Annotated in this window: 22 protein-coding genes; 16 read left to right on the forward strand and 6 right to left on the reverse strand. The window is 45.8% G+C overall.

What is annotated here, in order from left to right:
- Position 1: 1 nt before the first annotated feature.
- The gene (locus ELR70_RS00980) at positions 2 to 3172 is read right to left on the reverse strand and encodes a DEAD/DEAH box helicase (RefSeq protein ID WP_054017448.1); all 3171 of its coding nucleotides are present in this window, start codon (positions 3170 to 3172) and stop codon (positions 2 to 4) included.
- Positions 3173 to 3384: 212 nt separating this feature from the next.
- Between ELR70_RS00980 and ELR70_RS00985 the strand changes: the two genes are divergently transcribed.
- The 5 genes from ELR70_RS00985 to ELR70_RS00995 all read left to right on the forward strand — a co-directional run bounded on the left by ELR70_RS00985 (position 3385) and on the right by ELR70_RS00995 (position 6305).
- Entirely contained in the window at positions 3385 to 3699 is a 315-nt protein-coding gene (locus ELR70_RS00985; protein WP_054017447.1) for a hypothetical protein, read from the forward strand.
- A gap of 367 nt (positions 3700 to 4066) precedes the next feature.
- A complete protein-coding gene (locus ELR70_RS24725; protein WP_160317425.1) occupies positions 4067 to 4237 on the forward strand; it encodes a hypothetical protein in 171 nt (56 codons plus the stop codon).
- A gap of 166 nt (positions 4238 to 4403) precedes the next feature.
- On the forward strand, positions 4404 to 4535 hold the full coding sequence (locus tag ELR70_RS25655; RefSeq protein WP_268795181.1) for a hypothetical protein: 132 nt from the start codon (positions 4404 to 4406) through the stop codon (positions 4533 to 4535).
- Between the two features lie 256 nt (positions 4536 to 4791).
- The gene (locus ELR70_RS00990; protein WP_054017446.1) at positions 4792 to 6024 is read left to right on the forward strand and encodes a UPF0149 family protein; all 1233 of its coding nucleotides are present in this window, start codon (positions 4792 to 4794) and stop codon (positions 6022 to 6024) included.
- A gap of 17 nt (positions 6025 to 6041) precedes the next feature.
- Positions 6042 to 6305, forward strand: coding sequence for a hypothetical protein (locus ELR70_RS00995; RefSeq protein ID WP_128064430.1), 264 nt, complete (start codon positions 6042 to 6044; stop codon positions 6303 to 6305).
- A gap of 257 nt (positions 6306 to 6562) precedes the next feature.
- Here ELR70_RS00995 and ELR70_RS01000 read toward each other — a convergent pair whose 3' ends face one another.
- Positions 6563 to 6883, reverse strand: a complete 321-nt coding sequence (locus ELR70_RS01000) for a hypothetical protein (protein ID WP_054017444.1) — start codon at positions 6881 to 6883, stop codon at positions 6563 to 6565.
- 112 nt (positions 6884 to 6995) lie between these two features.
- On the opposite strand from ELR70_RS01000, the gene ELR70_RS01005 reads away from it, so the two are divergent.
- The 3 genes from ELR70_RS01005 to ELR70_RS01015 all read left to right on the forward strand — a co-directional run bounded on the left by ELR70_RS01005 (position 6996) and on the right by ELR70_RS01015 (position 9992).
- On the forward strand, positions 6996 to 7898 hold the full coding sequence (locus ELR70_RS01005; protein ID WP_054017443.1) for a LysR substrate-binding domain-containing protein: 903 nt from the start codon (positions 6996 to 6998) through the stop codon (positions 7896 to 7898).
- A gap of 200 nt (positions 7899 to 8098) precedes the next feature.
- Positions 8099 to 8773 (forward strand): transporter substrate-binding domain-containing protein, encoded by a 675-nt coding sequence (locus tag ELR70_RS01010; protein WP_160317424.1) that lies wholly within the window; start codon positions 8099 to 8101, stop codon positions 8771 to 8773.
- Between the two features lie 100 nt (positions 8774 to 8873).
- Entirely contained in the window at positions 8874 to 9992 is a 1119-nt protein-coding gene (locus tag ELR70_RS01015) for a DUF4124 domain-containing protein (protein ID WP_054017441.1), read from the forward strand.
- A gap of 859 nt (positions 9993 to 10851) precedes the next feature.
- On the opposite strand, the gene ELR70_RS01020 is transcribed toward ELR70_RS01015, so the two are convergent.
- From ELR70_RS01020 to ELR70_RS01030, 3 genes are all read right to left on the reverse strand, one after another.
- On the reverse strand, positions 10852 to 11157 hold the full coding sequence (locus tag ELR70_RS01020; protein ID WP_082353370.1) for a helix-turn-helix transcriptional regulator: 306 nt from the start codon (positions 11155 to 11157) through the stop codon (positions 10852 to 10854).
- Positions 11158 to 12036: 879 nt separating this feature from the next.
- Entirely contained in the window at positions 12037 to 12345 is a 309-nt protein-coding gene (locus ELR70_RS01025) for a helix-turn-helix transcriptional regulator (protein WP_235577151.1), read from the reverse strand.
- Positions 12346 to 12731: 386 nt separating this feature from the next.
- Entirely contained in the window at positions 12732 to 13160 is a 429-nt protein-coding gene (locus ELR70_RS01030; protein ID WP_054017438.1) for a hypothetical protein, read from the reverse strand.
- Between the two features lie 730 nt (positions 13161 to 13890).
- On the opposite strand from ELR70_RS01030, the gene ELR70_RS01035 reads away from it, so the two are divergent.
- The 7 genes from ELR70_RS01035 (at position 13891) to ELR70_RS01060 (ending at position 21462) form a co-directional block, all read left to right on the forward strand.
- A complete protein-coding gene (locus ELR70_RS01035; protein ID WP_054017437.1) occupies positions 13891 to 14532 on the forward strand; it encodes a TetR/AcrR family transcriptional regulator in 642 nt (213 codons plus the stop codon).
- Positions 14522 to 15838, forward strand: a complete 1317-nt coding sequence (locus ELR70_RS01040) for a hypothetical protein (protein WP_054017436.1) — start codon at positions 14522 to 14524, stop codon at positions 15836 to 15838. The genes ELR70_RS01035 and ELR70_RS01040 overlap by 11 nt, the downstream gene beginning before the upstream one ends.
- Positions 15835 to 17466 carry an efflux RND transporter permease subunit gene (locus tag ELR70_RS25810; RefSeq protein WP_347232117.1) on the forward strand — a complete coding sequence of 544 codons (1632 nt, stop codon included), beginning with the start codon at positions 15835 to 15837 and terminating at the stop codon, positions 17464 to 17466. Before ELR70_RS01040 ends, ELR70_RS25810 begins: the two co-directional genes overlap by 4 nt.
- A 41-nt stretch (positions 17467 to 17507) precedes the next feature.
- Positions 17508 to 18944 carry an efflux RND transporter permease subunit gene (locus ELR70_RS25815; protein WP_347232118.1) on the forward strand — a complete coding sequence of 479 codons (1437 nt, stop codon included), beginning with the start codon at positions 17508 to 17510 and terminating at the stop codon, positions 18942 to 18944.
- 732 nt (positions 18945 to 19676) lie between these two features.
- Complete coding sequence (locus ELR70_RS01050; RefSeq protein ID WP_054017434.1) at positions 19677 to 20078, forward strand: VOC family protein; 402 nt, start codon at positions 19677 to 19679, stop codon at positions 20076 to 20078.
- Positions 20079 to 20145: 67 nt separating this feature from the next.
- A complete protein-coding gene (gene ltaE, locus ELR70_RS01055) occupies positions 20146 to 21153 on the forward strand; it encodes a low-specificity L-threonine aldolase (RefSeq protein ID WP_054017433.1) in 1008 nt (335 codons plus the stop codon).
- An 81-nt stretch (positions 21154 to 21234) separates the two neighbouring features.
- Entirely contained in the window at positions 21235 to 21462 is a 228-nt protein-coding gene (locus tag ELR70_RS01060; RefSeq protein WP_054017432.1) for a hypothetical protein, read from the forward strand.
- A 78-nt stretch (positions 21463 to 21540) separates the two neighbouring features.
- On the opposite strand, the gene ELR70_RS01065 is transcribed toward ELR70_RS01060, so the two are convergent.
- Entirely contained in the window at positions 21541 to 23148 is a 1608-nt protein-coding gene (locus tag ELR70_RS01065) for an esterase-like activity of phytase family protein (RefSeq protein WP_054017431.1), read from the reverse strand.
- 277 nt (positions 23149 to 23425) lie between these two features.
- Here ELR70_RS01065 and ELR70_RS01070 point away from each other — a divergent pair, with 277 nt between their 5' ends.
- Positions 23426 to 24121: an aspartate/glutamate racemase family protein gene (locus tag ELR70_RS01070; protein WP_054017430.1), complete on the forward strand. Its 696-nt coding sequence runs from the start codon at positions 23426 to 23428 to the stop codon at positions 24119 to 24121.
- The last annotated feature ends 24 nt before the right edge of the window (positions 24122 to 24145 follow it).

Genomic DNA, 24145 nt, shown 5'->3' on the forward strand with positions numbered 1-24145 from the left:
TTCACCCCATCGCCAATTTCCCTGCCTCATGCCAGATACCATTCGGCATGGGGTGGTGTAATTTCCAGGTGATATCCATAGGCTGGCTACCTTGGTGCTGAACATAGCCAACCTCCCCGAAATTGACAAACCCCATGGTTCTGCCGTTTTCGTCGGTGTTCTGCTCGCGAACAAACAAAAATAGCCGTTTTCCTTTTTGTTTGTGCTCGATATAACTCAACCCTTTACCGCGCTCTGGGCGTGCGGTGTTCTGGCTTTGCCAGTGGAAAAGGGTAGGGCTGATGGCGTAATCGTTGTACAGAGTTGTGGGTGAGTAAACTTTCTCGCACTTATTTAAAGTGACAAACAAAACCTCAATATTTAGAGACTTGAACTCTTTCACGCCTTCCCTTGCTGATGAGCGCTTTTCAAAGGTGTGTTCGCCCATGGCCGCAAAGATCTGCTCGCGGGTATACCGGCTGTGTAGTTGCAATGCCTTGTTTGGTAAAGACGACAATGGCTGTTCTATGTGTTCGATACGATTGAGTAAGATGACCAATACGTCTCTTAACTCAGTTGTTAGAATGGGGTGGGCCAATGCTTGGAGGCTCTCGGCCACAGACTTTGAGTTTGCCTGATTCTGTGGCGTTTCCCAAAAGTTGTAAAACGCCATCATAGCCATCGCATCTTTTGTTTTACTATCAAACTGAGTGATTTGCGACATATCAAAGTGATTGTCACACAAAGCAAGCAAAAAGCTCAGATAGGTAAGTGAGTTACACGCCAGCAGTTGTGTATTAATTGCTCGGTTATAAGCCTTAATGAGTGATAACTCATGCTCGACCAGTTCAGGTTGAGTGAGGCTATGCCAACGGCTGACTCCAGATTGTGTTGGCTTATAGAGATCTTCAAGCGTGACGCTGGGGTTCACTTTTAGGAAATTGGCCAGGGTCAATGGCAGGTTGGTGTCTTGTGTAAAGCGATTAACTAAGGCTCTGAGCCTGTTTAAGTCATTCGTTGCCTTACGAATATTATCGAGAATAACGTCTTTGCTTTGTTTTTGTAGCTCTATGCGACAACCGAGCGGTAAATGCGGAAATCCGTCTTTAATCTCATGCCCAATTGCTGTGTTTGTTTTGCCAACCAGGGCTCTAAATTTGGCTGCAAAATCGTATTCTGGCCTGGCATTGCCGACAAAATCGAGCACGGTGCAGCATTCTTTTTCGTTATTACTCAGGCGTAAACCCCGGCCCAGTTGTTGTAAAAACAGCGTGAGACTTTCTGTTGGACGCAGGAACAACAAGGTATCAACTTCTGGAATATCGACACCCTCATTAAAAATATCGACCACACACAAAATATTGATGTCGCCGTTTCTTAAAGCGGTTTGCATTTTGTGTCTTTCTTGGGTGTTATCACTGGTTAGAATGCCTGCACTTATACTGTTTAAATTGAACTGCTTTGCCATAAACTCAGCGTGAACCTTACTTACACAAAACGCCAGCGCCTTGATTTTGTGTACATCGACGAGAATATCCTGCATATTGGCGATAATCTTACGCGCTCTTTGGTCGTTATACGTATAAAGCTGTGTCAGTGCGGCTATTTCATAACGGCCTTGTTTCCAGGGAATGGTGCGCAAGTCAGTGTCATCATCCACCGCAAAGTAATGAAAAGGGCATAAATGTCGTTGGTTTATGGCCTCTGGCAATCGTAGTTCTGCTGCAATTACCCCACCAAAATCATTAAGTATATTGCCACCATCTTGTCGCTCTGGTGTGGCTGTGAGTCCGAGCAATATATGTGGTTTAAAGTGCGCTAAAATATCGCGGTAGCTACGTGCTGTAATATGGTGCACTTCGTCGATAACGATGTAGTCAAAGTAATCGACCGTCAGGTTTAGGGAATCTAGCTGGTTGTTGAGTGTTTGTACCGACGCAAACAGCTGTCGATAGCTACCTGGCTTGTGATTGCCCACCCAAAGCTCGCCAAACTGGTTGTCTTTTAAAACGGCTCTGAAGGCGCCTCGGGCTTGTTTTAATATTTCTTCGCGATGCGCCACAAAGAGTATGTTTGCATTCGGTTTGTCTTTAATAAATCGCTGGAAGTCGAACGCGGAAATGAGTGTTTTACCTGTGCCGGTTGCTGCCACCACCAGATTTCTAGTGCGGTTGTGCAGCGTTCGCTCTGCACTGAGTTTATCAAGTATGGTGCGCTGGTGAGGCTTAGGTGCCAAGTCAAAATAATAGTGACTGCTGGTATCACTGAGCTGATCTTTGTTGCCTGACAGGGCTGTTTTGAGCTTTTGCTTGCAGGTTTCCTGACCTGTATACAACTCAAATTCGTCGGATTCCCAGTAGGTTTCGAACGTGCTGAGTGACTTTTTAATTATGTGCGGAATTTCCTGGTTGGTGATCTTCAGGTTCCACTCAAGCCCGTTTGACAGCGCTGAGTAAGAGAGATTGGATGAACCAATATACCCCGTATGAAATCCATTGTTACGCAAAAATAAATAGGACTTGGCGTGAAGCCTCTCCTGGCGCGTGTTGTAGCTGATTTTAACTTCGGTGTTTGGTAAAGCTGCCAGAAAGTCGATTGCACGCTGATCTGTCGCGCCCATATATGAAGTGGTAATGATCTTTAGCTGCTTGCCGCTATGAGTGAAGTCTCGTAACACTTCTTTGAATATGCGGATCCCTGTCCAGCGTATAAAAGAGACCAACCAGTATATTGTATCTGCTGATTGTATTTCTCGCTTTAGCTCGCTTTCTAAAGATAAACCGGCATTGGCGCCAGAGAATAACTCACTTTGCGTCAGTCCTGTTTGAGGAAAGATGGCATCACTATACTGCTCCAAGTCCGCCGCTAAGGGGTTACATTTGTCGAACAGTGCCGTGAGTATTTTCCCCTTTGTATCAACTAAGTTCTCCTCAATACAGTGCGTTTCACTTAGTTGATCTTTAAGCCAAAAAACAAACTTATTAGCAAGTTGGATCTGTTGCTCCAGGCGGTTTTTGTCCCCTGCGGGGATGCTGTCGATAGCAAGTTGCATCAGCTTTGACATAAAACGTGATAACCAGATAGCCGCTTCGCCGCTTTCTAACTGACGTTCTCCGACGTAAAAGCGTTCTCGATCAAGCTGTTGCTCTACCACCTGAGTGATCAATTGTTCGTAAATACCAAACTGCTGCACGGGTTATCCTTATTGTTTTTATGTGCTTGAAACTCAGTTAGTTTAAAGGCTTTATGTAGTTCGATAAAGTATTTAAGTTTGTTTTGAACGCAATTCCAGTAACTCTTTATTCATATTTATGCAGCAAAAATTAAACCTGCTCACTTTACCATCAGTTTGGGTAACAAATTACCCGCTAACTAAACGCTAAAAATAAGTAAAAGGATTAAAAAATGAAAAAGCTAATTATTGCTGCGGCATTGAGTACGTGTGCGTTTTCTTCTGTGGCTGGCGAAGTAGTGCTGCACAATGTAAGCGTGTATGCAAACAGCACAGTAAAACTGGATGTATGGGCAAGTGCCTACAATGCTTATGGCTACTGCCACGTAAATGGTTTTGACGATGCAGTGCGTTTTACCACTAAATGTGGTGAAGACGAGTCTACTTTTGCCCGTTATGCCGGTGGCACTAAGTGGGTTCAAAAAGACAGCGGTTCAAAAAATCAGTGTTACGCACTGCTTGAAACGGTTACCTGCGTAAACTACTAATAGCTGCGCTTTTGGTGGTATTGCCGCCAGGTTTTAGTGACACTTTGATAGTGAATATTGGGCTGCGTTTGCAGCCTTTTTTAGGTCCGCTTTTTACCTTTCGTTGTGCAACTTGTTCTGAGTTTAATTTCTTTACTGATTTTTGTGGCGAGTCCTCTCGCTGATTGATATAAGACCAAAATCTAATATCGACAGGCTTTTTCATGTACCCTTAATATGGTTATATTGTAACCTCATGTAATTGAGGTGGCATCGACTTTGTGAAAACATAGCGTGTATAGCGAGCGAGACGAAAATTGACGCTGTATGCTGTGGTTGTCATTTCATCAAACATGAATTTATTCATCACGGCAACTAAGGAAAAACAATGAAAACTAAAAAAATGACGCTAAACCTGAGCAAAAAAGTCATTAAAAATCTGGACAACGCAGCAGTGAATAAGTCGCTTACAGATAAAATAGCGGGCGGCACAGGTGGTGGCTCTAACAGCTATAATGGACCTTGCTATACACCAGCAACATCTCAGCGCTATTGCTAATTCTCATTGCGATTTTCGCTTAAGTGATAGCGCTTAAATGACAGCGTTGTTTTAACTGCCTGAGCGAGTTGAACTACGAGATAATAAACGCTGCTGGTGTTTTATAATTACCTTGTCAGTACAATTTATGCGCTAAGGTATTATAACGATTTTTTGGAGGTTAAGGATGCAGATTAAATTGAATAAAAAAGTCATCAAAAAGCTCGATGACTCTGAACTGGGTGAACCTGCGACTAAGCTAATTGCAGGTGGCCTGGTCAGCTCTATGTACACCATGTTGAAAACAGGTGTGTGCTAATTCCTGTCTCATGTGAACCATCTGTATTCAGATGGCCTTTTAGCAATGCCAAGCTCCCTGTGTGGCATTGCTCTTTTTCTGTGTTTAATATTCACAAGTTTATACAAGGCTAGCCATCTTTATTGCTGCTTAAGTGCATACTTAATGACCGAATAGACGCTTTTTTTGTATAACAGCTGTTATTTAATGGTTAATGCCTTTACCTTCGCGCTGCTGGGCGGTATAACACTCTAAACTTATGCAAAAACAAATTTCTATGTCTATTCAGTTGATTAAAAAGGCTGTTAAAGCCCTCTCGGCAAATAGTGAGCTCCAACCCGATATTCTTTACATTGAAGGGTATTTAATGGGGCTGGGTGTTGCTTTGCAACCTCCTTTGCCAAGTGAATGGCTTGAGCACTTATTTGGTCACTATGAGCTCGACAATTCGAAACCGTTAGAAGCCGTTATGGACTTTCAGGCTATTTGCATGCGTAAAATGATACGAGACGAAAACGCCTTGCCCAAGTCTTGTGTGTTGTCTAAGTCTGATCCGCAGGAGAGTTTACAGGCGGGTAAGCCACTGCCGCTTTACTGCATGGGTATGCTACGTGCGCTCACCTGGATTAATATGGAGCACATTAATGCGGAGCAGCGCCAGCAGTTACAATGGCTTAAAGAAGTCCTGCGGGGCTTTACCAGTTATGAAAGGGCCCAAAAAGAGTTTGATGATGGCGAGAGCGACTTTGCAAAGGTGCTCATTAAGCAGCGTCGAATGATCCCAACCTATGTTGCTAATACTGCTTATGCGATGCGATTTGCCGACGATATGGTCGAGGTACTGGGCGAGTACGGGATTACCGATGAGGAAATGCTGGAGCAGGCCAACGAAGTATTCAATGAGATGCTCGAAGAAGTGTTAGATCGTGACGACGAGGCCGCGATTGCGGAGTTTGATGGTCTGGTAGAAAAGTTTGAGGCCAATATGATCACCCCGGATTTCGTGACTGAAAACATGGGGGTATTCTGGAAGATGCACGAAACCAGGCCCTATATGATGTTGCGGGCTAAGCGGGCGCATTTAAACTTGTCTTACGGGCATGCAGATAAGGCAGCAAAAGAACTTCAGGATTTGTTGCAACTCAACCCAAATGATAATCAAGGAAATCGTTATTTATTAATTAATTGCCTGATTGTCATGCGCGACTGGGCACAGCTTAGAGATTATCTGGGCCAGTTTAGTGAATGTTCTACCTTTACCCAGGCCGCTCATGCACTTATGTTGTTTGCCACCGAAGGTGACTCTGCCCATAGTCGTGAGGCTAAAAGAGCGTTGAAAGACTATAACAGCCATTTTCAGATGGTTGCTACGGGGCAGAAAAAAGCAAAACCTTATCTGGACACCTACTCGCCAGGTAGTGAAGAAGAAGTCGATTACTACCTCGAAGCAGGCGGCAAAAAAGCCTGGCTGAGTGTAGAGGGTAGCTTGTTCTGGCTCAGGCAAAAATAGACGGCAACGAGGTGGGCATGTTAAGTACACTCCGACAGGTATTGGCTAGCATGTTTTCCACCAAATCCAAGAGTTGGGCAGCTCAGCCCTTCGAATATAGCCAGCAATCAAATTTACGCCACGCCCCGTGTTTTAATGTCATTACCAATCAAGATGATTCATTGACCCAGGCATGGTTGAGTGCACAAATGACCACGCCACATAAAACTGTCGACATAAATACAGGTCTATTTGAAGCCCGAAACTACGACTGGCGCAAAGATCCCGATAACACACCTTAGCTGGTTTTAACCTGCGCCAACGATTGTTTTTTTATATCTCTTTTTCCGCGTTTGCTGGGGGTCAGCTATCGGGCTGTGTGGAACCGAGGGTTCTTTGGCACTGGTGAGCAAACGACCGTATTGGCACCACACGCCGTTGGATGGTTCCCGGCTCGTTGGCCGGGATGACGAAAGGAGGTAGGTTAGATGACGAGTTGGGGGGCGCAGTGGCGTGACTTTTCAGTCTTGTGTATGTCTGTGTGTCGGTAGAAAGCCATCTAAAGCTGGCTGAGAAACGCTTTTGCTGTTTTACGTGCCAGACATTGGGTGACAGGGGCGCTACTAAAGTCCTCTTGGGATATGCTGACGTTATTGCTTTCCAGCACTTTGTTGTTGGAATGCACCTTTACACGGCAGGTGGTTATACTGTCTTCTTCGCTGTAGATCAGCTCTACACGTTCGGCTTTCATAATTAAGTTTTTGTATGGATACCCCTCGCTGGTATAGACCTTGTCTGCCATGATGGTCGATTGGGCATATACACCGTTACTGACCAGTAAACCAATTAATACAAAGATTAGTAATAGATAAGCTTTCATTATTTTGCTCCTGTTGTGTGTTTTACAGCTGCAAGTATTGCTCTGTGATGTAGGACTGACAAACGAGGAATTGTTTTCTATAATTAAGAAAAGCTTAATTATGAGGTGCGCAATGGCGTACAAAATGCCGCCATTTAAAGGGTTATGGTACTTTCATGTTGCCGCGCAGTTGGGGAGCTTTAAGCTCGCGGCAGAGGCGTTGTTTGTGACTCAGGCGGCGATAAGCCAGCAGATCAGAGCATTGGAATCGGCTTTGGGATGCGAACTATTTGACCGTCAGGTCAGAAAAGTCACGCTCACCCGTGAAGGGATGGCATTGTTGCCACATCTTACGCAGGCGTTTGCCCAAATAGAACAGGGGGTTGAAGCGCTTCAGGCGGAGCCTCAGCCTAATGTTCTCAATCTGTCTGTGTTGTCGTCATTTGCAACGTGCTGGCTATTACCCAAAATGCCTTTGTTCAATCAGGTAAATCCGCATCTGCAATTACGTATTGACCCCAGCGACGCTCAGGCCGACTTTAGAAATGGCGACGCCGACATTGGTATTCGGTTTGGGCTGGGCGAATATCCGGGGTTAAAAAGCGAATTAATCGCCGAAGACACGGTCCTGTTAGTATATAAACCCGGGTTGATCGACCCTGATAAACCTTTACAAGCGCAACTGGTGTCATTGCCTTTTATTCAGGATATTTGCCCAGACGCACAGCAGGCCTGGACGGCACTGAATCATGAATTGGGAAATCCCGAGCCTAAACCCAGTCAGATGGGTATAGATAACGCTGCTCTGGTGCTACAGGCCGCGGTTGCTGGTCAGGGGGTAGCTATGTTGCGTAAAAGCTTACTGGAGCAGGCTATCTCTTTAGGTCAGCTTGATGTTTATCCGCACTTTTCGTGGCCGTGTCGCTATAAGTATTATCTGGTTGCGCCTGCTGCTCATTTTGAATGGCCAAAGGTTCAGGCATTCAGAAATTGGCTTATTACGCAGTTTATGACAGGTGATACGCATTTCACTTAATTTAGCAAATTGCTATAAACAAAACACCAAGCTCTGGGCGTTGGCGGAGTGTTGGGTAATTTTATGCTAAACTCAGCTTAGAATAAGTTCTGACAAGGCGCTTTCTTGATATGGCTGATGGTTTTAAGTTTTTGATTAAATTGCTTATAACTTCAAACTTATTATTCGTTTGCCATGATGCATTTGCAAAAGAGCTTACGGTGGCTTTTGGTCTTAGCCGTCCGCCATATGTAGATGAACGCAGTGGCTCTGGGATCAGTGTTGAATTATTTAAACAGGCAGCCGAGCCGCTGGGGTGGCAATACAAAACATTGTTTGTATCAATCAAACGGATGAAACGCCTGGTCGAGCGTGGGGATATTGATGTAGCCGTTGAAATGTCTCGCGCTCAGCCCGGGTTGCATTACTCTGTTCCTTTTATCTCTTACAGCAATTATGCAATACATAGCCGCAACCCAGACTTTACCCTTAGCTCGATGCAAGATTTAGCCAGCCATAGCATTTGTGCATGGCAAAATGCATCTGAGCACCTCAAACTGAATGAAATAGTGGCCGGAAAAGAAGATTATCTGGAGTTTTCAAAGCAGCGCGATCAGGTTATTGACTGGCTAAATGGCAAGTGTGATGTGATTTTGATTGATGACACACTACTGCACTGGCACCTGTCTGAGCTTAACCAGTCGTCTTCTGTGTTCATTAATAAACAATGGGGTAAAGTGCTATTACCTTTTGAAAACAATCCGCTGTGGTTTTACGTTGCGTTTGCCGATGCCCAGCTAAGGGATGAGTTTAACGCCAGCCTCAAAAAATTGGTTCAGACTGGTCGATACCAGCAAATAAGAGAGCACTGGAGTAAGGCGACAAAAGACAGATAAAACAAAGGAGTTAACTTATCAGAGTAGTACCTTTATCGATTATTCATCGTGTATCATCTTCTACATAACTACTTCAGTCGCCAAGGAGGCGCTTTAATAAATGAAAGACTGGATATCGAATCTGCTGTTGCTGGTATTCGTGCTGTTTGCACTGTATATGAATCGTGTATCTATTGCCGATTTTTTGGAGGTGAGCATCTTTACTGAGCCTGCCGGACAGAATAAAACCGCTTCTGAGACAAGTCAGCTCCAGTACAGTACCCAAACTACAACAAGACATACATCAAACGAGCCTGAAGCTGAACATTCGGAGTTTTCTTCATGTGGCACACCGGCTTTGTACCAGTGTGACAGCGCTTCACTGGGTAAAGTGAAAATGCAAAATGCCGACGGTATTTACACCTGGCAGGACGAAAGAGGGATCACGCATTATAGTGATCGGCCACCAGAGCAGGGGGCGATGCAATATCGTTTTAAGTCAAATCAGGCGCTGGATTATTTTGAGCTGGATCTTGACCCGGGTGCTCAGAGTACGGACTTTCGAAATCGCCTGGAGGCAAAGCTTAATGCTGTGTTTCGCACTTATAGCGGGATAATTGGTCTTGAGGCGATGCGTAAAGTGAAGCTGCGCATAGTCGTTGCTAATAATCGCAGCGCCTATATTAAAATGCTGGAAGTTTTGGGTGCCAGCCCAAAGGGGAATCAGGGCGTTTACGTGTCTAAGCACAATGTCGCTGTCGTGGAGTATCGTAACGAAGCACAGGCCATGCGCACCGCTGTACACGAAGCGGTTCATGCGATTAATCAGGCTGTGCTGGGTAACTCGCCGCGTTGGTTTAACGAGGGAGTAGCAGAATATTTTGAGTACATAGAAACTTCGATGAACCTGAGCAAGTTAAAACCCAATAAAACCTGGGTGCGTAACGATTACCTGGTGGGTACTTTGGTGCATCCCAATAGCTTGTTTGAGGCGGCCGGTTCCTGGCGAGGTAAAGCACAAAGCCGAATGTACAAAAGTAGCTGGGCATTTATGTATTACCTTATGAGCTCGCAACGCGGACGTTCTCAGCTGAAGCACTATATGCGGCTGGAGCAGGATAACCCCTGTGATCTGCTTGAATACAACCAGATCCAGTCCATTTTTGAGACCGGAGCAGGGCAATTCGCGAACAGTTACGCACAAGTGACAAGGCAAAAGCTAATAGCACATCGGTTCTAGGCGGTTATTAGGCTGTAAGCACTAAAAGTTGTAGGTGGTTCCCAACTCGTTGGCTGGGAAGACGAGAGCAGGTGAGGAGCTGGGGGAACGTTGGCACAGGCGATAAAATGACTCTGCGTTAACTCTACACTCCGTCATCCTGCACCACTTTTTGTCATCCTGCACTTGATGCGGGATCTACGTACAGGCGACGCGGTTTGGAAATTTTGAGCGATATCTGAAAATCCATGCTGCTATATATGGCATTTGAGCTGGATATAGGATGGTTCCCGGCTCGTTGGCCGGGATGACGGCAAGATATCTTTAAATCGTCGATGATTCCGGTGCCTTGTTCGTACGATAGAACTCTTCTCTGGCTCTTGCTTTAGCAGCGTAGGTGACGAGTGCACAGAGCGTGAAAAAGTTTATAAACAGTACAACGTTTAATCGGATGTTGTTCTTTATGAAGAGCTGATCCAGAAATTTCCATTTATATAACCAAACTTCGATATAAACGATGAAGTTAATTGCTATGTCAACCCCGAACAACATCAAAAGTCCTATTTCCTGCAGTGCGAGGTGATGATTGTTATAGACTCGGCGGAAAAAATTCCAGTGTGTTTTTTGATATATCCAGTAGGCGATATGTTTTCTGTAAATGATAGGAATACAAAATATCAAATCGAACACGATGCAATAAAGGTAAAAGTGCGTTGTCCAGGTCAAGGTTATAGGGAGTATGGCATCATCGATTGCCTCAAGACCAAACAGAAATAGTAAAAAGTAGCGAGAGCACTCATATTTCCATGTTGAAACAAGTGCAACTATCATCGCAATAAATGTTAGATAATAGACGAAGTCATATATACTGATATCCATTTTATTTATCCTCCTCGTCTTGTCCTTCATCGGAGTCTTTCGCTTCATTATTAGTAACAAAGCCAAAATACATGCTGACCATGTCCTTACCAAAAATTAGAAACAGGTCGAGTAGCTGTGCACTGGTCATTTCGGTTTTACCGCTTTCCCAGTTGCTGACGGTGGATTGGTCTACTTTTGAGGTCATTTTGGCGGCGAGCTCTCGCTGACTGAGCCCCATCTCCTGGCGCATCTGTCGAATAGAGCGTTGTAACTGCAGCTTGAACTTATCAATTTCCTTTTTGCGCTTCCCTGATGTTGTTGTCATTCTTATATCCGCAAGTTTTATGTGGAGAAGAATTTTACACAACGTAAACTGCTGAGCAACAATTAAAGAGGCGTCTACTGATTTTAATGAATATATTAATCAGCAGCGCCGTAAGTGAATCCAGTTTTTATAGAAATCTAAAGCTCTTTAAAAATTTTAACGAATTTAAGTCTTGTAGCTAAATGAGGGCTAATCAAAGCCGATTAATATATTAATAACTAGATTGAGCAATTAGCTCACCCTTTACAGCCGTTATCTACTGGTGGTGGGGGGCTATATGTGGCCTATAGGGGTTTTCATAATCCCCAGGATTTCCACCTACGCCGCCACATACGATAGCAGACAATTTTTTAGATATTTTCTTCATAAAATTTTTCCCTATTTGGAGTTTTTAAGGCATAAGTCAGCAAAGAAAGAAGCATTAGAACATGCAAGATAACTAAAACAGGGTTCCTTACATTGTCTTTAATGTACAATATATCTATCACGTAGAGCTTGTACAACCAAACTTCGATATAGACGACAAGGTTAATGACGAAGCTAACTAAGCACAACGTAAGTATACCGATCTCTTGAAGTGCAAAATGATGATTCTGATACACTCGTCGAAAATACTCCAACCCCGTTCTAGTGAAAATAAAATTGGCAAGTTGTTTTCGAAAAACTATAGGCAGGACAAAGAGAGTATTCATAACCATACTGAAAAAATATACGTGAGTTGTCCAGTTAAAGCTCACTTCATAGAAGGCTTCATCTATCAATTCAATAACCAGTAATAGACATAGAAAGTATCTAGAGCTTTCATATCTCCATGTCAGGGTTAGCGCGATTAGAATTGTTGGTAAAGTCGCATATGATATAAACGAATAAAAATCCATCCTAAGACTCCTTCTCTTCTTGTTCTTTTTTGGTGTCTGACTCTTTTTCTGCGTTATTCAAGAAGCCGAAGTACATCGCCACCATATCTTTACCAAAGATCAGAAATAAGTCCAGTAATTGGGCACTGGTCATTTCTGTTTTTCCACTTTCCCAGTTACTCACAGTGGATTGGTCAACTTTTGAGGACATTTTGGCAGCTAATTCCCTCTGACTCAAGCCCACCTCAATGCGCATTTGCCGGATAGATCGCTGCATTTGTACTTTAAACTTGTCAATTTGCCGTTTTCTCTTCCCTGGACTGTTCTTCATATTATTTCCTGTAAGAGGTATATTGATTATATTTTACTTTATTGTAACGTTGCTGCAATGTTTAATACCATGCGTCCTGCAATTGATGAAAACATTCATCACTTCTCAGCTTTTAGGTTTGTACGGTTATTATTCACTCTGTATACGCTTTGGTTTTCTACTTTTTATACATTTAGGCCGGAAAATGTTCAAAGGTGTACGAGAAAGCACTCAGGAACAGCGTCGTTGCGTATTTTAGCGCAATGTAAGCTTGAGGTGAATTAGTTTGTATAATGGATATTATTTTGGTGCGCGATTGCACGGGAGTAATACGATGAGGTTGGCATCCAACCGAATGCAATTAATCAAGCTTAACGGGCAAATCTCAACACTGCAAAGTGAGATGTTTAAAGCAGCTCACTTCGTATGATTCGGGCAATGGAAGTTAAATCTGTCTGACGTTGTATGGCCTCGCTTTTACTGATCCCTTTGATGGCCTCGTAATCATCCAAAAAGAACGCGGTATCATACTTGTTTGAACGGGTGCATTTAACATAGACCAGCACATAACAATATTGAAATATTTGGTCTAATGAGCGGAAAAAGTCGATATCGCTGGCACTGATGTTTGGCTTTACCGTGTCGTGTAGCCTGTTCAGATAGACATGCTTGATATAGACCGAGCGGCCGTTGCGGGAGTACTTTGCAATATCGTGGACCCCTTGATTAAAAACGGTCTTAATCTGTACATCGCTGAGTGGCACCAGGCTGGAAGTAAACATGTCTGTGCCTGACTTGTGCGCCGATGTGGCCCATGACTTAAATTGTTCAAACATATCTTGGCTCCTTCAAGTATTGTTATTCAACGGGTTATGTACCTGGTTGCTATGTCCTTTAATTCATTTTTTTGCAGAGATTGTTATGCAACCATGTTGTTATAGTGTTAAATCATAGCCTAATTGAATATTAATGTGTTCATTAGTTGTAACTTTTTTAACGGGAAACTTACTACCCAGCACCAAACGGCTGTGCTGAACGTGTTTTACGTTAGCAAAATGTTTCTTTTTTGACCTGTAAGCACGAGCTCTGGTATCGGTTGCTCATAAGCACAAGTAATCAAACTAACACTGCAATAGCCCCACACACCGTCATCCCGCACAACTCCTTGCCACCTCGCACAACTCCCTGTCACCTAGCACTTGATGCGGGATCTACTTAACGACAACTCGGTTTGGCAGCGTTTGAGTGGTATCTGAGGAACCATGTTGGCTACAGGATGGTTCCCGGCTCGTTGGTCGGGATGACGAGGTGAGCAGGACGAAGAATTGAGGTGAGCTGGATGACGAGCGTATCGGAAGCCGTGGAGAAGTTCAGAAGCGAATCACCAATCAGGAAGCGTTAAGCAGCTACCCTCAGCCTTGCTATTCATCAAACCACCGCGAATTGGAGAATTGTTTCTGTGGTCAAAAATTATCAGTGCCCTAGAATTACTTAATTCATCAGGTGTTGAATTAACGTCCTGCTCGTGTGACTGGTACGGAGCGAGCGGGGACATACAGGAGCATTATGAAAACCCGAGGTCGTCCCGACAAAAACGATGAAGATGGCAGAGCCCGTCTGGTGCTGGCCGCCAGACGCTGTTTTACCACAGCACCCTATTCACAGGTTACTACGCGCATGCTGGCGCAGGAGGCTGGTGTCGATGCCGCATTGATCCGCTACTACTTTGAAAACAAAGAAGGTCTGTATAAGGCTATGTTTATGGAGGTAACCGGCGAGGTTATTGCGGGCATTGAGCAAGCAATTGGTGATGATAAGCCATTTGACCTGGAAGATATCTTTCACATTTTTTATGACGTGATCAAACAGTCGCCGTCATTTCCTATTTTAATGTTTAAGGAAGTTGTGCTTGAACAAGGGATCTGCCGCGACTATCTGATAGACAAACTACAAAACACCCGCAAGCCGTTTTTCTTCGGCATGCTCGCCCAGTTTAAGCAGCAAGGGCTGATCAAAGATGAACTGGATGACAGGTTACTTATTTTGAACCTGATGGGGTTGTTGATTTTCCCCTGGTATATGCGTGAAGGCATGGCCAAAGCCATGGGCATTGAGTTTAACGATGAGCAGCTATCAAAAATGGCAACTCACAACGCCAATATGTTCAAGTATGGTTGTTTTAAAGAGCGAGATAAAAATGAAAATTAATTGGCAACAAAGACGCTGGCTGTTGGTATTACCTGTGCTGGGTATTGCGATTTTAATTGCCCTGGCTTCGGGTAAAAAGCCACCTCAAAAACACAGTAATGGGGTAGATGCGTTACTGGTCGAAACAGTAGAAGTTAAAAAGACCCTGATAGAGCCTTATGTCACGGGTTTTGGCCGAGCACGACCAAAGGAGCGTTGGCAGGCGCTCTCTGAGGTGACGGGACGGGTTATTTACCGTTATCCTAATCTGGAAAAGGGCAAAGCACTTACGGCTGGTACTGTGCTACTGAAAATAGACCCAATTGATTATGAGCTTAAGTTGGCACAGGCGCGCTCCGATCTGAATTCTGCTAAGGCTGAATTGTCTCGTACTCAGCTTAACGACGAAAAACTGGCGTTATCATTACGACTGGAAGAGCAGCGCCTGAGTGTGTTGCAAAAGGAGCTTAAACGAAAGCAGGGTCTGCTTAAATCAGGTTCAGTGTCTGTATCTACCGTTGACTCCGAACAGGCTAATGTCTGGGCTCAGGAACAAAAAGTGCTGGATGTGAAAAACGCAGTGGATCAGCACCCTGACAATATGGCGGTTGCCGAGGCCAAAGTGAAACTGGCACAGGCCAGACTGAGTGAGGCTGAGCGTAAATTGGCAAAAACTACCATTACTTTGCCATTTGATGCCCAAATTGCGGCCGTGAATGTTGAAATGCAACAGGTCGTCGCAGAACGCGAAAGCCTGGTTACAGCACATAGGACCGACTTGATGGAGATCCCTGTACAGGTTGCGCTGAGCGATATGCGTTATTTTGGACAGTATATTGCCCCTAAGCTGATTCAGGGAGAGTATCCGGATGTGCAAACCTGGCAGTTGGACGCCGAAGCCAGTCTGTACGTTGGCAGTAAGCAATTTAGCTGGCAGGGTAAGCTAACCAGTGTGGGTGAAAGTATTGATCCGGAAGGCAACACAGTCACGCTGATTGTCGATGTGGCATTTGACTATAAAGCGTTTGAACCCGGTAAACGTCCTCCTTTGATTAGCGATATGTACGTCCAGGTTAAAGTAAAAGGTGCGCCATTGCCGTTATTATCGGTACCATCCGATGCACTTCATGGCGACAGATTATATTTGCTCGAAGACGGAAAGCTGGCGATCCGTCATGTGGAAGTGGCATTTGAATCGAATGGCCGGACTGTGATTAAAAGCGGCGTTAGCGAAGGCGATGTCATTGTACTAAGTGATGTGATCCCCGCCGTGCCCGGGCGCGCTTTGCGTACGCAAAACCAGGTGGCCAAGGAGCAAACGTTATGATTGCATACTTTGCCCGCCACCCGACGGCAGCCAACTTGCTCATGTTGGCCATTATTGTGCTTGGACTGAGTGCATTGCCTCAGCTAAAGCGAGAAACATTTCCAGAAATTGCGGCCAGTCAGATCCAGGTTAATGTGCCATATCCCGGAGCCAATCCGGAGGAGTCGGAACTGGCATTGTGCGTACCCCTGGAAGAAGCAATGGACGGGCTCAGCGACATAGAGCAGATCAGCTGTGAAGCGCGCGAAAGCATGGCCAAAATGATAGTCGAAATGCAAGAAGGTGGTGACATCACCCGGCTGATGTCGGATGTAAAAACCGAAGTAGATGCTATCGATACGTTTCCGGACAAAGCTGAAAGCCCGGTCATTAAGGAGCTTGGCCGCACTGAGTCTTTGATTACTTTGGCCATCAGCGCAGACTTACCTTCGGCGGAACTCAAAGACTATGCGGAGTCGGTTAAGCATAAATTGCAGCGATTACCCGATATCTCTTTGGTAGAAATTGAAGGCTTTTCTGATCGTCAGTTACGTGTTGAGTTGTCTTTATCTTTGCTGCGCCAATATGGGTTGTCCATTAATGATGTCGTGAGCCACATTGAACGGCAGAATATCAAGCTACCGGCAGGTAACTTAGAGACCAAAGGTAAAACCCTGCAAATTCGGTTTGACCAGCAAGGGGTGACGGCCAAAGAGCTGGGCGAACTGGTGATCGCCAGCACTCAGTCTGGCGGGCAGTTAAAGCTGAAAGATCTGGGCCAGATCACTGAAAGGTTTGAACTGGATGAGGCGAAAGTTGAGTTTAATGGCAAACCTGCTGCACTGCTGAAAATTAAGAAAACCAAAGCTCAGGATGCACTCGACCTGGTCGAACAAGTGTACAACTTTGTTGAGTCAGAGCGTCAGCAACTGCCGGCAGGTATTGAGATGGCATTGACCTCTGACCAGGCCAAAATTGTCTCTGATCGCCTGGCCATGCTAACGACCAACTCCTGGCAGGGGTTTTTACTGGTCTTTGCCGTGATGTGGCTGTTTTTCACCTGGCGCTATTCGTTTTGGGTGTCGATGGGGCTGCCTATTTCCTTTCTTGGTGCATTCTGGCTGATGACCGTGCTGGGCGTGAGCATCAATATGATCTCTATGGTTGGCATGCTCATGGCTATCGGTATTTTGATGGACGATGCGATCGTAATTGCCGAGAGTATTGCCAGCCACGTTGAGCGAGGTGAAAGCATTGATGAAGGGGTGATTAAAGGCGTAAAACAAGTGGCGCCTGGCGTACTGTCGTCTTTTTTAACCACAGCTTCGGTGTTTGTCGGGTTGGCCTTTATCGCCGGTGATATTGGTCAAATTATGAAAGTGTTTCCGCAAATGTTGCTGGCGGTGTTGGTGGTGAGTCTGGTCGAGGCATTCCTTATTTTGCCTAATCACCTGTTGCATTCATTGCATAAAAAACAGGATGAGCCGGAATCTGGCTTTAAAGCACGATTTAATCAGCGCTTTGAACGTTTTCGTACCGAGGTGCTCGTTGAATGGGTTGAGCGGGTGGTAACTTATCGCTATGCGGCTGTTGGTGGTGTGTTGGCGCTGTTCTTTCTGAGTATTTCTTTGATGGCCGGGGATTTTTAAAGTTCAAAGCGTTCCCCGAGCTGGAAGGTGATATTCTTGAAATGCGACTGCTGATGCCACAGGGCACGCCGCTATACGAGACCGAGCAACTGGTAGTTCACGCAATAGAAGAGCTCAATACGCTAAATCAGGAATTCACACCCGAGCAACCAGACCAGCAGGCACTGGTGCAAAATGTGATTGTTGAATACAACAACAATCAGGATGCTGGTGAAGAGGGCACACATGTTGCCACGGTACGTGCCGATTTGCTCACGGCTGAAACGCGCAATACCAGTCTGTTGGTGCTTCAGGACCGCTGGCGTGACGCAGTTGGCGAAATCCCGGGCGCGCTGGCGCTGGCATTTAAGCAACCAGCAGTTGGCCCTGCCGGACGGGCAATCGAAATCCGCCTGTATGGTAACGATCTCGCCATGCTATCGAGTGTTTCGTTTGAAATCCAACAGGCGCTGGCCGAATACGATGGCGTGCAAAATTTGATGGATGATCTGCGCCCGGGTAAGGAGGAGTGGCTGGTACGTCTGTTGCCGGGGGCTATGTCCTTGGGTGTTGATGGGGCAACGATTGCCAATCAGCTCAGAACTGCTTTTTTCGGTCAAAAGGCCGATGAGTTTCAGCGTGGAGACGAGACCATTGAACTGGACGTCCGACTAAGAAAAGAAGATAAGGCATCCTGGTGGCAGTTGCAGAATTACCCAATCACACTGACCGATGGCAGGCAGATCCCCTTATCGGCAGTGGCAGAGCTGATCCCTGCCCGGGGCTATGCACGGATTAATCGCTTTGATGGCCAGCGTTCGGTGACCATTATTGGCGATGTCGACGCTGCGATTGCCAATACCGGCGAGATAATCGCCGCAGTCGATAAAACCGTGGTCGCCCCTTTACTGGATAAGTATCCGTCACTGTCTGTAAGCTATGAAGGAGAGGTGAAAGAAGGGGGCAGTTCATCTATCGGCAAGAAGTTCCTGATGGGTCTGGTTGGTGTGTTTATTATTCTGAGTTTTCAGTTCAGAAGTTATATGGAACCTGTGATGGTCATGTTGGGAATTCCGCTGGCACTGATTGGCGCACTATGGGGACATGTGTTGCTGGGCTACGATTTTACCATTCCCAGCATGATGGGATTTGTATCTCTGGCGGGCATTGTGGTTAATGACTCTATTTTGCTGGTGACTTATATCAAGGAGCATCAAAAAGAAGGGCTGGATGCCCATCAGGCTGCGGTACAGGCTGCGCGCGAAAGGTTCAGAGCGGTATTTATCACCACGGCGACCACAGTCGCAGGTATGCTACCTTTGCTGTTGGAAACCAGCTTACAGGCGCAGATCTTACAGCCTCTGGTGGTCAGTTTGCTCTTTGGCATTGCGGCTTCGTCATTCCTGGTGTTGTTTATTTTGCCCTGTCTGTACGTGATCCTCGAAGACAGAGGCCTCGCAGCTCAACATCATCTGAGTGAATCACAGGTAAGAGCTTAGGTTGTTCAATTGAGTACCGTACTTGGTACTGGAGGCCAATCTGACAGCGGAATGAGCTCATACGCGCTCATCCCGCACCACTCTTTGTCATCCCGCACTTGATGCGGGATCTACTTACCGGCGGCTCGGTTTGGCAATCTTTACTCAGTAAAAAGCGCACTGCATCTCGTTATCTGACAGTCAGCATTATTATCTGTAGCACTTGAATTGACTGCCAAATGGTTCCCGGCTCGCGGGCCGGGATGACGAAAGGAGGTGAACAATTGGGTATTTTTTTAGCTCAGGCGAGCAAACTTGTATCGAAATATACCCGCAGTCTGTCATTCTGCACAACTCCCTGTCATCACGCACAACTCTCTGTCATCCCGCACAGCTCTCTGTCATCCCGCACTTGATGCGGGATCTACGAACAGGCAGCGCGGTTTGGCAATTTTTACTCAGTAAAAAGCGTACTGCAGCTCATCATCTGGCACTCAACGTTATTGTCTGTGGCACTTAAAATTGACTGCCGAATGGTTCCCGGCTCGTTGGCCGGGATGACGAAAGGAGGTGAACAATTGGGTATTTTTTTAGCTCAGGCGAGCAAACTTGTATCGAAATATACCCAGTCTGTCATTGATAGCGAAGCAAATTTGATTATAAAAAGTCATTGACCTAAATCTAAGTTGAGGTTTTATCTTTGCTGGACCTTCAGCGCAATACCGCGTATGAAAAATAAAAAGGATGAAAATTATGAACTTAAATCAGGTAACTTTGAGCGTCAATGATATGGACGAAGCGGTTGAGTTTTATCTTAAGCTGGGCTTTACGCAAATCGTAGAAACGCCCCATTATGCGCGCTTTATGTGCCCGCATGGCGATGCTACCTTCTCGTTATTATTGTCTGAGGACGAGATCCTGCATAACACCACCATTTATTTTGAACATGAAGCGCTGGAGCAGTGGATTGCAATGATAGAGTCTCGTGGCATCACTTTGTTACAGGCACCCACCGAAGAGTCATACCTCTGGCGCGAAGCCATTGTGGCAGATCCATCAGGTAATAAAATCAAACTATACTGGGCTGGCGAGAATCGCCTTAATCCGCCATGGCGGGTAGAAAAGCGTTACAGCGATCTGTGTAACAGCCTCTGACTTGTATAAAGGATAAAAATGTTTTCTACTGGCGCTTTAGTTTATCGCTGCAAACAGGAAAACGACAATGATAGATTTCAGATCCGATACCGTAACCAAACCGTGTACAAACATGCTTCAAACTATGCTGGAGGCAGAAGTTGGGGACGATGTATATGGCGATGACCCGACGGTAAACCAGCTTGAGCAGTTTGCAGCGCAGCGTCACGGGTTCGAAGCGGCGGTGTTTGTGAGTTCCGGCACACAGGCTAATTTGTTGGCCATTTTGGCACATTGTGAACGCGGCGATGAGTATTTGTGTGGGCAAAGTGCGCATAACTATCGCTATGAAGCGGGTGGTGCGGCAGTACTGGGGTCAGTGCAGCCGCAACCTGTTGAAAACGAAACCGATGGCAGTTTAGACCTTAAAAAGTTGGCAACGTACATCAAACCGGATGACTTTCATTTTGCCCGTACCAAGCTGCTGAGCCTGGAAAACACCATTGGTGGTAAAGTTCTCAGCCTCGACTACCTGGCACAGGCACGTGCCTTTTGTGATTTACACAAACTACAGCTCCACCTGGACGGCGCTCGCGTCTATAACGCGGCGGTGGCGTTAGAGGTCGACATTCGGGCAATCGCGCAACACTTTGATTCGATGACTATTTGTTTGTCGAAAGGTTTAGGTGCGCCAATAGGCTCTTTACTGCTGGGAAGCAGTGAGCTGATTTACAAGGCAAGACGCCTGAGAAAAATGTTGGGAGGCGGTATGCGTCAGGCGGGAATACTGGCCGCAGCAGGCATGTACGCACTGGAAAATAATGTTGAGCGATTACGTGAAGATCACGACAATGCGCGTTATTTAGCTGAGCGGCTCAATGAGGTGGATGGATTCAATACTTCAGCTTATCCGGTGCAAACCAACCTGGTTTATGTGGATGTAGCAAATCAAATCGATATTCATAAGGTGGCTAAAGATTTGGTTGAGCTGGGGATCCAGATCACGCCAGGCTATCAGGGAATGCGTCTGGTTACGCATCTGGGTGTTAGCCGTGCAGATATAGATACCCTAATTGAGGCGCTCAAAACGCAGTAGCTTTCAGGTACCGGGGTGTTGCTTTGTTGATTAGTTGTTTTTATTGTGTTAACAATGGGTTTTAATATAAGGAGAATTACAATGAAACTGACACTTAACAAGAAAAAACTCAAAGGTCTGACAGCTGACGAAAAGTCGCTGCCAAACAATATGACTCCAAAAGTAGCAGGTGGTTACCCGACCGATTTTGCGCCTTTATGCGGACCAACTATGCAACCACATTGTAATACGGCGGTCTTCTATGGTTGCCCGACCAATGGAAACTGCTATTCAAATGAGTTTATGAACTGCCCCGATCCAAGTATCTGATTGTTCAAAAACGTAATAATAAAAGCCAGGACATCCTGGCTTTTATTATTACTGGAGCTGTGCCACTTCGCTAGTAAGTTAATTCGTCACCAGGGTAAGGTTTTCGAATAAATACAGCCGATTACTGTCTACTTGTGTTTTGCCTGTATCCAGGTATTTTTGCTCAAGCACACCATTGGTGGACCAGGTAGCAAAGTCGTCATCATTCAGTACACCGAGTCTTGTGTTGTCAATCAGCCACATGCCTTCCAGCTTATCGTGTGGATAGCTAACCTGATCAATCAGATCGAGCACCAGAGATTTAGTGACAGGTACAATCCCAGCGTCACTCAGGGCTTCCCAGCCTTGCTCCATGACCACCTCTTCCAGTGTTTTGCCTGAAATAACCAAACCGAGTGCGTCATCTTGCACTATCAACGGCGATGAAGCGATGGCTTCCAGATTGGTTGCGTCGCTCAGGTTGATTTTGTAGATGCGCTTCATGGCGTCCGGATTGGTGCCATAAAATGCACCGTCTCGCTCAATAACTAAAAATTCTGAGTCAGACAATGCGACAATACCAGAATTTGAGTTCTGATTTTTTTCCTGCTTATACAGGTATTGTCCCACGGCTTTGGTTTCCAGGTTGATGGTGACAATACGAACGATATCCAAATCTTTTACAGTTTTGGATGGATTGTACAGAGTAGATTGCATTATACCTACCAGCGTTTTCTCATCCGGCGTGATAGCCAGGCCTTCCATACCGCGATTGGCACGTCGGTTGGCGAATTCAGCTGGCAGGTGTAGTGCGACCCGGTTATCTTCTGCGAACGCGTTAATTCTGGCCAGTTCAACGCCGTTGGCATCAAAGTGAACAATATGCGGGCCATATTCATCACTGACCCAAAAACTGCCATCCTTTAAGGCAACCAGACCCTCACCGTCAAGGCCATAGTCGTCTAGTTTAAGCGGGTTGTCCTGCTCATGATATGGCTGAGCGTTGTCGACTAAAATAGGTGCACCTTCTGCTGTATAAGGCGTTTCTCCTGTGCCCCCAAGGTCTGAGCTATTGGGCAGACCTGTAATCGGCGTGCCATCCGGGCGCTTGAGCAAAATCTCTTTTAATTTGATCACGCGACCATCTTGTTGTAATTCAAATAAGCCGATGCGGGGCGTATAGTCAGGTGTCGGAAACTTCTTACCTTTTCCGTACTCTCCTGTATAAGTGGCATTGGGCCCGCGGTCTGTCAAAGCATAAAACTGTGTATTGTTGGTAGGGTGGGCAACCATATCTGAACCATAGCCGCCGTTACGGATTTCGAAAGTGCTACCAGCAATATCGCCATTTTGCAGATCGCTGCGCAGAGCGGTATGAGGCAACGCAAACCCTTGCGTTGAAAGCGCAGAAGGTTGGCACACATAATTGGTCTGGGTGATTTCCGCGTCACTGAGTTGGTTATCACTGTCCTTGTCAACGCCAGAATGCAGTGCTACACCTCCAAAATAGCATTGGGTATCGCCCATAGGCAGGGAAACCTGAGTTAGCAGGCTGGTTAATCCTTTCGCACCGTTATTGCCATTTACGCCGTTGACGCCATCTTCACCATTTGTACCTGTTTGCCCGTCTTTACCATTGTCGCCATCGCAGGCCGCAAGGGCAAAAATCACTGATAAAGCCAGCAGGCTTTTAGTACCACGTTTCATTGTTGAGTCCTTTTGTTATTGTGCTCAGAGTCCGCAAACTCTGACTGATTGAGTATTGGTGCAAATAAGAAACAATCTAAACGGGTACAATAACGAAATGATGACAAAGCTTAGCCAAGTGAACTGGCACAATTGAGATATATTTGCCGAGCGGGTGATTCAGGTATGCCGAATATGTCACAGGTATTGTTTAACCTGCGGCTGATAAAAAGCTGCACTACCATGGTTATTTGTGAGAGTCTGGCAATATCAGAACAAACACAATGGGATAACAGCAATGAAGACAATCGGACTGATAGGCGGTATGAGTTGGGAGTCAACGTTAAGCTATTACACTTTGCTGAATGAAGGGGTAAAAGCACAGCTGGGCGGCTTACATTCGGCCAAAATTGTTTTGGTCAGTGTTGATTTTGCAGAGATAGAAGCGCAGCAGCATAAAGGTGACTGGCAAGGAGCAGCTGAGTTATTGGCGCGAGCAGCGCAGTCTGTCGAAGCTGCGGGGGCTGACTTTGTATTGATATGCACCAACACAATGCACAAAGTTGCAGACGAGGTTCAGCAAGCCATTTCCGTCCCTTTGTTACATATAGCCGATGCAACAGGGCAGGCACTGGTAAGAGATAACATAAAGAAAGTTGGGCTTCTCGGTACACGTTTTACGATGCAGGAGGCCTTTTATCGTCAGCGTCTGGAAGAAAAATACGCTCTGGAAGTCTGTGTGCCAGATAGTGCCGACCAGCAGCGCGTTCATGATGTGATTTATCAGGAACTGTGCCTGGGTAAAATTAATGACAGCTCACGGAACGATTATTTAAAAATCATAGCGGCACTGAAAGCAGCCGGTGCCGAAGCGGTTATTTTGGGTTGTACTGAAATAGCATTGCTCATTGGCGACGCTGATCTGGATATACCCCTTTACGATACCACGAGTCTGCATGTACAAAGCGCGCTTAAATCATCGCTTGCATCGTAACAGTCATTGTCTGGTGGCGTAAAA

This window comes from Pseudoalteromonas sp. R3 (genome assembly GCF_004014715.1).
Classification (GTDB): Bacteria; Pseudomonadota; Gammaproteobacteria; order Enterobacterales; family Alteromonadaceae; genus Pseudoalteromonas.

What these genes read in the sequence shown, in the direction of transcription:
- ELR70_RS00985 (WP_054017447.1), top strand. Translation starts at nt 3,385, where the DNA reads ATGAAAAAGCTAATTATTGCTGCGGCATTGAGTACGTGTGCGTTTTCT.
- ELR70_RS24725 (WP_160317425.1), top strand. Translation starts at nt 4,067, where the DNA reads ATGAAAACTAAAAAAATGACGCTAAACCTGAGCAAAAAAGTCATTAAA.
- ELR70_RS25655 (WP_268795181.1), top strand. Translation starts at nt 4,404, where the DNA reads ATGCAGATTAAATTGAATAAAAAAGTCATCAAAAAGCTCGATGACTCT.
- ELR70_RS00990 (WP_054017446.1), top strand. Translation starts at nt 4,792, where the DNA reads ATGTCTATTCAGTTGATTAAAAAGGCTGTTAAAGCCCTCTCGGCAAAT.
- ELR70_RS00995 (WP_128064430.1), top strand. Translation starts at nt 6,042, where the DNA reads ATGTTAAGTACACTCCGACAGGTATTGGCTAGCATGTTTTCCACCAAA.
- ELR70_RS01000 (WP_054017444.1), bottom strand. Translation starts at nt 6,883, where the DNA reads ATGAAAGCTTATCTATTACTAATCTTTGTATTAATTGGTTTACTGGTC.
- ELR70_RS01005 (WP_054017443.1), top strand. Translation starts at nt 6,996, where the DNA reads ATGGCGTACAAAATGCCGCCATTTAAAGGGTTATGGTACTTTCATGTT.
- ELR70_RS01015 (WP_054017441.1), top strand. Translation starts at nt 8,874, where the DNA reads ATGAAAGACTGGATATCGAATCTGCTGTTGCTGGTATTCGTGCTGTTT.
- ELR70_RS01020 (WP_082353370.1), bottom strand. Translation starts at nt 11,157, where the DNA reads ATGACAACAACATCAGGGAAGCGCAAAAAGGAAATTGATAAGTTCAAG.
- ELR70_RS01025 (WP_235577151.1), bottom strand. Translation starts at nt 12,345, where the DNA reads ATGAAGAACAGTCCAGGGAAGAGAAAACGGCAAATTGACAAGTTTAAA.
- ELR70_RS01030 (WP_054017438.1), bottom strand. Translation starts at nt 13,160, where the DNA reads ATGTTTGAACAATTTAAGTCATGGGCCACATCGGCGCACAAGTCAGGC.
- ELR70_RS01035 (WP_054017437.1), top strand. Translation starts at nt 13,891, where the DNA reads ATGAAAACCCGAGGTCGTCCCGACAAAAACGATGAAGATGGCAGAGCC.
- ELR70_RS01040 (WP_054017436.1), top strand. Translation starts at nt 14,522, where the DNA reads ATGAAAATTAATTGGCAACAAAGACGCTGGCTGTTGGTATTACCTGTG.
- ELR70_RS25810 (WP_347232117.1), top strand. Translation starts at nt 15,835, where the DNA reads ATGATTGCATACTTTGCCCGCCACCCGACGGCAGCCAACTTGCTCATG.
- ELR70_RS25815 (WP_347232118.1), top strand. Translation starts at nt 17,508, where the DNA reads ATGCGACTGCTGATGCCACAGGGCACGCCGCTATACGAGACCGAGCAA.
- ELR70_RS01050 (WP_054017434.1), top strand. Translation starts at nt 19,677, where the DNA reads ATGAACTTAAATCAGGTAACTTTGAGCGTCAATGATATGGACGAAGCG.
- ltaE (WP_054017433.1), top strand. Translation starts at nt 20,146, where the DNA reads ATGATAGATTTCAGATCCGATACCGTAACCAAACCGTGTACAAACATG.
- ELR70_RS01060 (WP_054017432.1), top strand. Translation starts at nt 21,235, where the DNA reads ATGAAACTGACACTTAACAAGAAAAAACTCAAAGGTCTGACAGCTGAC.
- ELR70_RS01065 (WP_054017431.1), bottom strand. Translation starts at nt 23,148, where the DNA reads ATGAAACGTGGTACTAAAAGCCTGCTGGCTTTATCAGTGATTTTTGCC.
- ELR70_RS01070 (WP_054017430.1), top strand. Translation starts at nt 23,426, where the DNA reads ATGAAGACAATCGGACTGATAGGCGGTATGAGTTGGGAGTCAACGTTA.